Here is a 12397-nt window from a genome sequence, read left to right on the forward strand (position 1 = left end):
GCAGGCTTTTTTTATAACTTTTTTATGCTTCTTATTACCGCTGTTCAAGAGCCTTGAGGATTATTAGGCTTAAGGAGTGCATAGCTAGGCTTAAGTGATTAGGCTTAAAAAGCTCATATGTAAAACCAGCTAGAAAATAATAGGATAATGACTAAATTCATTGTTTGATATTTTTAATTTGCCTGCTTGTTATTGTTAAGTTATGATTAACTTTTTGCTGTGCCAGTGAATATTATTTAAATTATTTCTAGGATTATGTTATGAAATTCGTTTGCAAAATGAGCGCGTCAGCTGTCATGGCTATTATGTTATTAACAGGTTGCTCAAGCTTGAATACCGATAGTAATACAACCAAAGATAGCGTCGTACAAACAACACAAGTTGCGCCTACGCCGCAGACGAACTTTCGTTTCAGTGCTGCTGAGAACTTCGATATTGCTAATAAAGACAAGCTTTCTTATCGCAATTTTTATGATAAACCATCTACAGGCTTAGATGCTAAATGGTTTGATGCGATAAAGCATGGCGACTTAGCAACCGTTAAATATATGGTTACAAATGGCCAAGATTTAGAAGTTAAAGATACCGGTAATCTCGACCAAACGGCTCTAGGCTGGGCGGCATTTATTGGTTACGAAGACATTGTTGATTATCTCATTGCTCAAGGTGCAAGCTTACAGGCGACTGATAAAGGCGATGTCTATAACGTCCTAAAATCTGCCGCACTGGGTAAAAACACCAATGTTGTGAAAAAAGTTTATAATTTATTAGATGCTCAAGAGCCAGTAAATCTAAACGATCAAACATTAGAAGGTGATGGTGAGACCTTGATTATGGTTGCTGCTAGTAACAACCGCATCGAAACGGTCAAATACTTACTATCGAAAGGTGCCAATCCAAATCTTGTTGCGACTACCAAGGATAAAAAGATGGGTTCTTACAATCAAGGCGCATACTCATATGCTTGTACGCGTGGTCATGTAGAAATGCAAAAATTGCTTAAGGCTAATGGTGCTATTAATCATCGAACTGGCAAAGCAAGTTGTGAATAACGATATTAATTAAACATAAAAAAAGGCTACCGTTTTGGTAGCCTTTTTTTATCTATATCACTCATGTACTAAGCGTTTTCAAGCTTTGGGCGCGCTTTATTAATGGCTTTTAATAACGCTTTTTCAAATTCACCTTCTTTAAATTTGACCAAATATGAATGCGCTGCGCAAAAATTACGCACATCGCGCCAGTCGTGTGCCAGATTTGTTGCCCAGTCGCAGTATTGCTTACCAGCGTTTGGCTCATTTTTCAGCGCTTTTTTGGTCGTGGGGTGCAGTATGAGATCAGGCAGTACTGCCTCAAGCAATTTCATTGGTGGACTCATAAAAGTATCGTCAACGTGTAAGCTTTTACTAGCAGGGTGGAATACCAATAGCGAGCCTGCATGAATCATCTCATTGGGCGAGATATAATGAATACCTTCTGACAAGGAAAATTTAAGCTCAGGATAGCGTTTGGCTACTGCGTTACTTTCGACCAAGTCATCTGCCCATTGTACTTCCGGTATTTTTTTATGATGACGGCTGCTGCCATAAAATACCGCCTGCGGAAAGTCCTTCGCCATCTGTGTGCAATATACTGTGTGGAATGGATGGACGTTCAGTACGGCTTCGACATCTTGACCGTTATTGGTTAATGCCATGACTTCGTCACGCACTTCACCCGTTAAAGCGTAACTGTCCAAAAATACAAAACGTCCTGAGGCTAGTTTTACCAGTGAGCATTGAGTGCCAATATTTATGACACCGCCAACGCGAAATGAGCCGCGTATATTCCAAAACCCTGAACCTAAATCATGAATTTTATCTGACATTATTATTATCCTTATGTTTTTTTAAAAGTGGGTTGAGAGTGCGAATGCTATTTATTCATATAATAAATGCTTTTAAATAAGTGTTTAAATAGTTATGAGTCTTCAAGCTCAGCACGAGCGCCATCAATGATAGACACTAGCGCGGACTCAAATTCACCTTCGCCAAACCCAACCAAACCAGAGTGTGCACCACAAAAATATCGTACATCACGCCACTTATGTGCCAAATTACTCGCCCAGTCGCAATATTGCTGACCCGCATTTGCCTCATCTTTCAGCGCCTGCTTAGTAGTCGGATGCAAGCCCAAAGTAGGCTGTAGCGCATTTAATAGTTTAGAAGGGGGAATCTCAAAAGTATCATCAACATAAATACTTTGACTGGCAGGATGATAAACCAATAACGAGCCTGCATGGACAGCGTCATCGGGTGCAATATAGTAAATTCCTTTAGGAAGAGAAAATTCAAGTTCAGTATAGCGTGCAGCAACGGCGTCGCTCTCGACCAAATCCTTTGCCCAATTAATTTCTGGTACTTGCTCAAGGTGGCGGCGGCTGCCATAAAATGTGGCTTGCGGAAAGTCTTTTGCCATTTGCGCACAGTGTACGGTATGAAAGGGATGGATATTTAGCACTGCTTCGACATCTTGACCGTTATTAGTCAAGCTCATTACTTGCTGACGAACTTCACCTGTTAACGTATAGCTGTCTAAAAATACAAATCGTCCCGATGCTAGCTTTATTAGAGCAGATTGCCCACCGATATCGATTATGCTGTTTTTAATAAATGAGCCCCGTATACTCCAAAACCCTGCCCCTAAATCATAAATTTTAGCAGACATTGGAATTATTCCTTAATATTTTTTTATTTATAAGTTTTAACGCTTTTAACGTCTTAGATTGTTGAATGATGAATACTGTTTATCAATGAATGATATCTATCATCAATAAATAACACTTAAGATTATGGTTTTTTAAGCACACAAAGTCTGTACTAGAACAGATAGAAACCATGTAGATGTGTAAAAAATAATAAAGCGTTGTTATTTACAGATTATCAAATTATATAACAGGCGCTTATAAACAGTTTTTATAGTCGTAAGCTGATATGCGAGGGCTGCTACTATAATCTTCGTTGTTGCACAAAAACTTGTCGAAACGGGTGTCATCATTGATATAACGATGCATAAAGGCAATACCGGGCTTACTAAGTAATATCTCATTGAAGCGATAGCTTGGACAAAAGTGGCTACCATTTTTTATCTCAATCTTCATTTTAGGTCCAGCAGCATTGTTATAAAAGACATTGCCATGTTTCTTATTAAATGCGATGCGGTCGTTCTGACAACTAATAAACAAAGCTGGCGTGTCCATGTTGCCATAGTTTTTATCGTGATAGGCCGTTTGTGGAATAATGGCACGAACATCACTACGTTCTGTCGCCAGCCGAAGCGTACCGCCGCCACCCATTGACCAACCAATCGCGCCCAAACGCTTGCTATCTATCTGGCCACCAACTGTAGTGTCATTGATAATATGATCAAGGGCTGCGCTCAATTGCGTCGCACGGCTATCTGGATCATCATAGATAGAGTTGGTATTAATAGTAATGACGACAAATCCCCAAGAGGCCAGGCGTGGTCCCCACCACTTAATGGACGATTCATAAGACACATAACCGGGTATCACCGCGATACCGCCTAATAGGCCACAACCGCCAGCATTGGTTGGATAATGAATCGTTCCGCCCCCAAAGCCGTTTGCTAGCTGGCGAGGTACGTGCTTGCTAGCCACAGAAAAAGGACCGTTATCACGAGTGTCTGAAAGATCAGCAGCAGTAATGCTACTATTAGCGATACAGTTTGTTAATGATGTTGATGTTGTTAGCAGTGTCTTGTCTGACGTGACCGCTGTCCCATTTATAGAAAAAATCAGTGCGCCTGTAGCGGCAATCAATTTTGGAAAAAAGGTTGTTTTTAGCATGATAAATAGTCTGTTATATGAGAGTTGTTTTTTCTGTAGGTTATACTATGTAATAGCTAATTTATCTATTACAAATAATGTATCGTAGAGCGCAATAATAGTAGACAGTAATCCATTAGCTGTCAAAAATAACAGTCACCTCTACAGTGTTAAAAATAATTAGCACTGCCTATTTTTGAATGTTTAACACACCCTAATTAAATATAAATCAGACAATAGCAATAACACACCGAAACCTGGGTTTGTTATTTGATGTGATAAAATGATGTGTCACTCGTTTTATTGTGAGCCATGACTTTTTTAGCTATCGGCTCATATATCATCGCCTCATTTCTATCAACTACGCCTACCTAGCCTCAGCTAAAAAGGCCTCCAATATAGCCAATACTACTTTGAATAATACGATTAATAACGACACCAATAATGATGCTAATAACAATGTCAAAGATAACACACAAACAAACCGCGATATTCAAGCGCTTAAAACACAGCCGCCATTTTATTCACCTTCATGGGTATTAAAGCTCACCATTGGCTTGATTGGGATGTTTGCTTTTTTGCAGGTATATTCTATTCAAGCAATTTTGCCCGTATTGATGATGGACTTTTCAGCCACTGAGGTGCAGGCAGGAATGATTGTTGGCGCAACGGTGATGGCGATTGCCATCATGTCGCCGTTTTTAGGGATGCTGTCTGATGCCGTCGGGCGCAAGTCATTTATCGTTGGGGCATTGTTGTTTTTAGCGATACCCACTGCTTTAATCGCCCAAAGTTCGGATATTGGCTGGATGGGTATGTGGCGGTTCATGCAGGGATTGTCTGTCCCAGGTATTACCGTAGTGACAATCGCTTATATCGGTGAGGAGTTTGAGGGACGGGCTGTGACAGAGCTGATGTCGTTTTATGTCTCAGGTTCGGTACTTGGCGGCTTTATGGGTCGGTTTTTACTTGGGCATTTACATGAGCTTATCGGCTGGCGTGCAGGCTACTATGTGATGGCAGCCATGACACTTATCGGTGCGCTGTGGGTCGGCAAGATGCTGCCATCGTCACGGCACTTTGTGGCCAATCCAAATTTTCGCTCAGCGATGCAAACGCTCGGTGAGCATTTGACCAATCGCTATGTAGTGACAGCCTGCCTGCTTGGTGCCTGTGTGCTGTTTTCGCTAGTAGGCTGTTTTACCTTTATCAATCTACATCTTGCTGGCACGCCATATGAATTAGGCACGGGCGCGCTTGCTAATATTTTTGCAGTGTATTTAATCGGGGTAATTATCACGCCATTATCGACCACATTACTACGTCGATTTGGTGCTGCGAGAACGGTTCGAGTAGCAGTTGTGGTGTCGATGATAGGTGTGCTGTTAACGCTCGTGACGCCGTTATGGGGCATTATTGTTGGGCTTGCCATTATGTCATCAGGCGTATTTATTACCCAAGCCGCGACCATCAGTTACATTGCGGTGAATGTTAAAAAAGGGCGCTCCTTGGCCTCTGGTTTATATTATATGGGTTACTACGCTGGCGGCACTATGGGCGCATGGTTATGCGGTATCGTTTATGCGCGCGGACAATGGTCTCTTACCGTTTGGTTATTATTATTTGTACAAATATTGGCATTGTTAGTGGCAAGCATTGGGATGGTCAAAACACGTGTACGGGCGAATTAATATACACTTGTCATAGCATAATGAAACGAATATTTAAATGATAGTTATCGAATCTGTAGTCGTATGATACTTACGCAAGAAGGCTTTACATAGTCTGGGTTTTTTCCTACTATCAAAAGAGGCTTTATTCCAAGTAATGATAACCATGCTAAGTAACAATGTTAAATGACAATACTAAATAATAACGCTAAATGATAATAAAGTGATGCGCTATAAAAGCCATTAAAATGAACTAAAAAAACTACAAGGACGTCAGATTTATGTCAAATATCTACCACAGCGCACCCTCTGCCTACGATTATCCATTATTGGTCAAACAGCTGTTAAACCGTGCCAAAACGGTATCACTTGACCAAGAAATCGTTTATGCGGATAAAAAACGCTTCACTTATAAAGAGCTATTTAACCGTATCAATCGCTTAGCAAATGTTTTAGACAGCTTGAACCTTGATGCTGGTGACGTGGTCGCAGTGATGGATTGGGATAGCCATCGCTACTTAGAGTCGTATTTTGCGATACCGATGTCGCAGTACATTTTGCAAACCGTTAATATCCGCTTGTCACCAGAAAAAGTTCTCTATACCATTAATCATGCGAAACCAAAAGTGCTGATGCTCAACTCTGAATTTGCGCCATTAGTCAAAGATTATCAGTTTGAAAACTCCAGCATTGAGCATATTATTTGGCTCGATGATAATGGGGTGACGTCCGAAGGTGTTTTTGGCGGTAATCAAAACCGTGTTACTGGTGAATATGAGGGACTGCTAGAAGCTGCCAATAGTGATTTTGAATTTCCAGATTTTGATGAAAACACCATCGCAACGACCTTTTATACCTCGGGCACCACAGGTGATCCGAAAGGTGTGTTCTTTAGCCATCGTCAATTAGTTCTACATACTCTCACAGAAGCGGCGACGTTCGGCATGCTACCGAACAAGCAAGGCGTTAGCTATGGCGATGTTTATATGCCGATGACGCCGATGTTCCACGTACATGCGTGGGGTTTCCCGTTTACGGCGACGATGGTTGGTCTCAAGCAAGTCTATCCGGGACGCTATGCACCTGATCTGTTAATGGATTTAATTATTAACGAAAAGGTTAGTATCACCCATTGCGTACCAACGATTTTGCAGATGGTCCTTAAGGAAGCGCAGGATCGTGACGCTAGCTTTAATGGTCTAAAAATGATTATCGGTGGTTCAAGGTTGACCGAAGGCTTAGCTAAAGCAGCCATGGCACAGGATATTGAAGTGTATACCGGCTATGGTATGTCAGAGACAGCGCCGCTCATTAGCTTGACAGAATTTAGCATAGATGAGCCTGAAATGACTGAAGATGAAGACATTGCTCGTCGCTGTATGACAGGTAAGCCTGTGCTCATGGTTGATGCTCAAGTGTGGAATACAAGCAATGAGTCGGTTGGTAAAGGTAAAGATAATACTGGCGAGCTGGTGCTACGAGCACCTTGGTTGACCCAAAGCTATCTGAAAAATGACGATGCCGGTAAAGAGCTGTGGGAACATGGCTATATGCATACCCAAGACATCGCTTATATACGCCCTGATGGTTATATTCAAATTACAGATCGTTTAAAAGATGTCATTAAATCAGGTGGTGAGTGGATATCTTCATTAGAGATTGAAACGATTTTATCATTGCATCCATCGGTGGCTGATGTGTCCGTGATTGGTGTCCGTGATAAACAGTGGGGCGAGCGTCCTTTAGCATTAGTCGTACTCAAGCCTGCCTGCCAAGACACCAAAGCGGAAGACATAAAAGCGATTGCTGAGCAGGCAGTGGAGCGCGGTATTATCCCTAAATACGGTGTGCCTAGTCAGTTTAAGTTTGTCGATGAACTACCTAAAACCTCGGTCGGTAAACATGACAAAAAAGTGATGCGTGAGATGTATGACAATCAGACCGAAGTATAATAGGATTGGATTATTAGCTTATAAGTCGCTTGAACCTGTCAAAATATCAAGCAAATATACGCTTAATAGTTGACCTTTATGGTTAGCTCTGCTACATTTTAAATCGATACCAATTAAACCGATACATAATGTATCGGTTTTTTCGATCTGGTAAGGATAGCTGGCAAGGAAAGCCAGTCTTGTATTATGATATTATTTAATAAAATCGTATCGCATCATCCATCATTACGCTAAGGACAGCTATTATGAGCGAGCAAGCTATTAATCAAAGCAGCAATCAAGCTGTTAATAAAAATACTAATCAAGTTTCTGCCGAAACCTCCCAAGCATTATCTGATACTACTCAAACCTTTGCTGATATATATCATGATTCAATCAATAATCGTGAGCAGTTTTGGGCGGAACAAGCAAAGCGTATCTATTGGCATAAAGCGCCTGAGCAAATCCTTGATGACAGCAATTTACCGTTTGCTAAATGGTTCGTCGGCGGTGAGACCAATCTTTGTTATAACTGTGTCGATCGACATCTTGAAGAACGTGCCGAGCAGGATGCTTTTATCTGGCTATCCTCGGAGATCAATCAAGAGTTAATAGAAACCTATCCAGCCGTGGTAGATGCCTTCAAAGATTTGGGCAATAACGTTGAGTTTTACACCGACTATACCAAGCACCGCCTGACTTATAACGACCTGTATAAAGAGGTGAATTATTTTGCTGATGTGCTGCATAGGCAGGGTGTCAAGCAAGGCGATCGCGTGATTATTTATATGCCGATGATTTTAGAGGCCGCTTATGCGATGTTGGCCTGCGCGCGTATCGGCGCTATCCATTCAGTCGTGTTTGGTGGTTTTGCGGCGCATAACTTAGCCATTCGTATGGATGATGCCGAAGCAAAAATGGTCATTACGGTAGATGCTGGCTTACGTGGTGGTAAGGTAGTTAATTATAAAAGCCTCGTCAACCAAGGTGTTGAGCAAGCGACCATTAAGCCTGAGCATGTACTGGTCGTTGATCGCGGTATCTTACCTTTTAAAGCGCAGGGTATTGACGTCGATTATGCGACTGAGCGCCGTATCAGTTGCGAGGCCAATGCTATCGTCGAGCCGGTGTGGTTAGAATCTAACACCCCGTCATACTTGCTTTATACCTCAGGTACTACCGGTACGCCAAAAGGCGTGCAGCGTGATACCGGTGGTCATGCTGTGGCGCTGACGACTTCGATGGATTATATCTACGATGGTCAGGCAGGCGAGACTTTTTGGGCGATATCGGATATCGGCTGGGCAGTCGGACACTCTTATACTATTTATGCGCCATTGCTGGCAGGCATGACCAGTGTCATGTATGAAGGGCTACCGCATCGACCAAATCCGGGTATCTGGTGGCGAATTGTGGAAGCTAATAAGGTCAATATCCTATTTACCGCGCCGACCGGCGTGCGTATGCTTAAAAAACAAGATGAGACTTGGATGACGCGCTATGATGTGTCAAGCGTTAAGTCATTCTTTTTAGCAGGTGAGCCGCTAGATGAGTCAACTGCCAATTGGCTGACTAAGCATTTAGGCGTACCAATTTTAGACCACTATTGGCAAACTGAGTCAGGCTGGCCGATTCTAAGTAATACGCCCAAATTCAATCATAAATCGCATAAACAAGGCTCGCCCGGCTATCCCATGTATGGCTATGATGCGCACGTCATCAATGAAGAAACCGGCGAGCCATGTAAAGCTGGCGAAAAAGGTTTGCTTGCGATTCGCGCGCCCTTACCACCGGGCTGTTTAACAACGGTTTGGCGTAATGATAAGCGCTTTATTGACAGTTACTTTAGCTTAGCGGATAGCAATCAATATTCGACTTCAGACTATGCTGTCGTTGATGAAGATGGCTATTTCCATATTCTCGGTCGTACCGATGACGTCATTAATGTCGCAGGCCATAGGCTCGGTACTCAAGAAATAGAAGAAGCCATTAGCACCCATCCAGAGGTAGCAGAATGTGCTGTCGTGGGTATTCATGACGAACTTAAAGGTGAATTACCCATTGCCTTTTGTGTGCTAAGAGACCAAGAACAAGTAGCTACTACTGAAAACCGTTTCCGCCTTGAGCAGCAGATTATTGGCGCAGTGGTCAAGTCACTTGGCGGTATAGCGCGTCCAGCAGCGGTTTATTTTCCACTAGCACTACCAAAGACCCGCTCTGGCAAAATCTTACGCCGTGCTATTCGTGCATTGGCAGAAGGTAAACCAACGGGTGATATGTCGACCCTTGATAATCCAACGGCGATTGATGCGGTCAAACAGTCTATGAAGGATTATTAGTAAGGTTATTAGAAAGAGCGATTGGTATTGTCTAAATGCCGATTTCCATTAGCATTCATCGCTACTGTTTTTCACTTAAGCCCATGAATCATTATGGGCTTTTTTGTGGGCTTGAAACTTAAGCAAGGTTGAAGTCTAATAAAACTTCAATAAAGGGCTTGACCACAAAATCACATTATTGCTATAGTCAATAACGATACAAATTAAATCATTTTAAATGAGGACGCTGCTACGCTTAATTCGGTTATGACCATTAAGTGAATAGCGGTAGTCTTGCAAACAAGATAAGGATATCTTATGCATCACGTCCAACAGCTCATCAATGGTAAATTTACCAAATCATCTACTAACGAATGGATTGATATTAGGGATCCGGCAACCCAAGAGATTATCGCTAAGGTGCCGCAAACAACTGATGATGAAATTAATCAAGCCGTTGCAGCAGCAAAGGCTGCTTTTCAAACCTGGCGCAAAACGCCTATTACCACACGTGCACGTATATTTTTAAAGTATCAGGCGCTGATTCGTGAACACATGGACGAGCTGGCAGAGATCTTAACTGCTGAGCAAGGTAAAACCATTGCCGATGCGCGTGGTGATGTGTTTCGTGGTTTAGAAGTGGTCGAGCATGCGGCCGGTATTGCCAACTTACAAATCGGCGACTATGTCGAAAATGTCGCATCTGGTGTCGATACTTATAGTATCTGGCAGCCGCTAGGTGTTTGCGCGGGTATCACACCGTTTAACTTTCCAGCGATGATTCCGCTATGGATGTTCCCAATGGCGATTGCCACGGGCAATACGTTTATCCTAAAACCATCTGAACAAGATCCAATGGTCACGATGCGTTTGGTTGAGCTAGCAATAGAAGCGGGTGTACCTGAAGGGGTGCTAAACGTTGTCCATGGTGGCAAAGCAACGGTTGATGCTATTTGCGATCATCCAGATATTAAAGCGGTATCTTTTGTTGGTTCTACCGCCGTTGGTAAGCATGTCTATGAGCGTGCCAGTCAGTCAGGTAAACGTGCACAGTGTATGATGGGCGCTAAAAACCATGGCGTTATCTTACCTGATGCCAATAAAGAGCAAACACTCAATCAGTTGGCGGGCGCCGCATTTGGTGCTGCTGGTCAACGCTGTATGGCACTATCGGTCGTAGTATTAGTCGGTGCTGCAGGTGAATGGATTGATGATATCAAAGCCAAAGCAGAAGGCTTAATCGTCTCAGCTGGTAAACATGATAAAGACTTAGGTCCACTGATTTCTCCTGCCGCAAAAGCGCGCGTTGAGCATTTGATTAGCACAGGGGTAGAAGAAGGGGCGAGCTTGATTCTTGATGGTCGTGGTATTACGGTTGAAGGCTTTGAGAAGGGTAACTTCGTTGGACCGACTATCTTTGATAAGGTCACTGCTGATATGCAAATTTATAAAGAAGAAATATTTGGTCCTGTACTTTGTATCATGCGCGCCGATAGTCTTGATGAGGCGATTGAGCTGCTAAATGCCAATCCACATGGTAATGGTACGGCAATCTTTACTCAGTCAGGGGCCGCCGCCCATAAATTTCAGCAAGATATAGAGGTCGGTCAAATCGGTATTAACTTGCCGATTCCTGTGCCACTACCGATGTTCTCTTTCTCTGGTTCACGTGCCAGTAAGCTTGGTGATCTCGGTCCTTATGGCAAGCAAGCGGTGCAGTTTTATACCCAGACTAAAACGGTTACTGCGCGCTGGTTTGATGATGAAGCAAGCCGCGGGGTCAATACTACTATTTCAATTTAATGGTTAATCACTTATATTTGCGGTATAGCGTTAATATTGCTTAAGGTATTTATAGTATTATTAAAACGCAGTCTTATGATCGCTATATCGCTAGATTATTTGAAACAATGATTGTAATAACGTCAATAAGCTAACTGTTTATCAATTTTAACACCATATTCGCTCTGCAAGCCCAAGGACTACCTTATGGATTTTTCATTGACCGATGACCAAATCGCCTTTCGCCAAACTGCCAGACAGTTTGCGCAAAAAGAGCTAAGGCCGAATGCCGCTGAATGGGATCGCACATCCCATTTCCCAATTGACGTGATTAAAAAGTCAGGCGAGCTTGGTTTTTTGGGGTTATATACTAACCCTGAGTATGATGGCTTGGGTCTGCCGCGTTTAGATTCTGCCATGGTTTTTGAGGAACTGGCATGGGGTGATACGGCTGTTGCTGCTTATATGAGTATTCATAATATGGCTGGCTGGATGATCGGTGAATATGGCAGTGATGCTTTGTGCAAAAAATATTTGCCAAATATGGTCAGCGGTGAATGGCTTGGTAGTTATTGCTTAACAGAACCCAATGCTGGATCTGATGCCGCCTCACTGCGCACCAAAGCCGATAAGCAAGGCGACCATTACCTGCTTACTGGTGAAAAAACCTTTACCTCAGGGGCAGGCTCAACCGATGTATTAGTGGTTATGGCGCGTACAGGCGGTGCAGGACCCAAAGGCATTTCAGCCTTTGTCGTGGATGCCGATAGCGCTGGTATTGAATATGGCAAAAACGAGCATAAAATGGGCTGGAAAGCGCAGCCAACGCGCACCATTAGCTTTAAAGATGTCAAAGTACCGATAGAAAAT

At 42.8% G+C, this 12397-nt stretch carries 9 protein-coding genes; 6 read left to right on the plus strand and 3 right to left on the minus strand.

What is annotated here, in order from left to right; translation table 11 throughout:
- Positions 1-260: 260 nt before the first annotated feature.
- A complete protein-coding gene (locus tag CAN34_RS09250; protein WP_254423146.1) occupies positions 261-1052 on the plus strand; it encodes an ankyrin repeat domain-containing protein in 792 nt (263 codons plus the stop codon).
- Positions 1053-1120: 68 nt separating this feature from the next.
- Here CAN34_RS09250 and CAN34_RS09255 read toward each other — a convergent pair whose 3' ends face one another.
- From CAN34_RS09255 to CAN34_RS09265, 3 genes are all read right to left on the minus strand, one after another.
- Positions 1121-1867: a hypothetical protein gene (locus CAN34_RS09255; RefSeq protein WP_089555403.1), complete on the minus strand. Its 747-nt coding sequence runs from the start codon at positions 1865-1867 to the stop codon at positions 1121-1123.
- A gap of 92 nt (positions 1868-1959) precedes the next feature.
- Positions 1960-2706: a hypothetical protein gene (locus tag CAN34_RS09260; RefSeq protein ID WP_089555404.1), complete on the minus strand. Its 747-nt coding sequence runs from the start codon at positions 2704-2706 to the stop codon at positions 1960-1962.
- Positions 2707-2941: 235 nt separating this feature from the next.
- Positions 2942-3847, minus strand: a complete 906-nt coding sequence (locus tag CAN34_RS09265; RefSeq protein WP_089555405.1) for a dienelactone hydrolase family protein — start codon at positions 3845-3847, stop codon at positions 2942-2944.
- A 530-nt stretch (positions 3848-4377) separates the two neighbouring features.
- Between CAN34_RS09265 and CAN34_RS09270 the strand changes: the two genes are divergently transcribed.
- The 5 genes from CAN34_RS09270 to CAN34_RS09290 form a co-directional block, all read left to right on the plus strand.
- Positions 4378-5517 (plus strand): MFS transporter, encoded by a 1140-nt coding sequence (locus tag CAN34_RS09270; protein ID WP_302476516.1) that lies wholly within the window; start codon positions 4378-4380, stop codon positions 5515-5517.
- Between the two features lie 260 nt (positions 5518-5777).
- Positions 5778-7448: a fatty acid--CoA ligase gene (locus tag CAN34_RS09275; RefSeq protein ID WP_089555406.1), complete on the plus strand. Its 1671-nt coding sequence runs from the start codon at positions 5778-5780 to the stop codon at positions 7446-7448.
- Between the two features lie 245 nt (positions 7449-7693).
- On the plus strand, positions 7694-9766 hold the full coding sequence (locus CAN34_RS09280; protein WP_089555407.1) for a propionate--CoA ligase: 2073 nt from the start codon (positions 7694-7696) through the stop codon (positions 9764-9766).
- A 297-nt stretch (positions 9767-10063) separates the two neighbouring features.
- Entirely contained in the window at positions 10064-11548 is a 1485-nt protein-coding gene (locus CAN34_RS09285) for a CoA-acylating methylmalonate-semialdehyde dehydrogenase (protein WP_089555408.1), read from the plus strand.
- Between the two features lie 186 nt (positions 11549-11734).
- Positions 11735-12397, plus strand: a 663-nt coding sequence (locus tag CAN34_RS09290; RefSeq protein WP_174668358.1) for an acyl-CoA dehydrogenase family protein, incomplete at its 3' end; no start/stop codon positions are given.

It is taken from the genome of Psychrobacter sp. DAB_AL32B, assembly GCF_002224105.1.
Lineage (GTDB): Bacteria > Pseudomonadota > Gammaproteobacteria > Pseudomonadales > Moraxellaceae > Psychrobacter.

What these genes read in the sequence shown, in the direction of transcription:
- CAN34_RS09255 (WP_089555403.1), bottom strand. Translation starts at nt 1,867, where the DNA reads ATGTCAGATAAAATTCATGATTTAGGTTCAGGGTTTTGGAATATACGC.
- CAN34_RS09285 (WP_089555408.1), top strand. Translation starts at nt 10,064, where the DNA reads ATGCATCACGTCCAACAGCTCATCAATGGTAAATTTACCAAATCATCT.
- CAN34_RS09280 (WP_089555407.1), top strand. Translation starts at nt 7,694, where the DNA reads ATGAGCGAGCAAGCTATTAATCAAAGCAGCAATCAAGCTGTTAATAAA.
- CAN34_RS09260 (WP_089555404.1), bottom strand. Translation starts at nt 2,706, where the DNA reads ATGTCTGCTAAAATTTATGATTTAGGGGCAGGGTTTTGGAGTATACGG.
- CAN34_RS09275 (WP_089555406.1), top strand. Translation starts at nt 5,778, where the DNA reads ATGTCAAATATCTACCACAGCGCACCCTCTGCCTACGATTATCCATTA.
- CAN34_RS09265 (WP_089555405.1), bottom strand. Translation starts at nt 3,847, where the DNA reads ATGCTAAAAACAACCTTTTTTCCAAAATTGATTGCCGCTACAGGCGCA.
- CAN34_RS09250 (WP_254423146.1), top strand. Translation starts at nt 261, where the DNA reads ATGAAATTCGTTTGCAAAATGAGCGCGTCAGCTGTCATGGCTATTATG.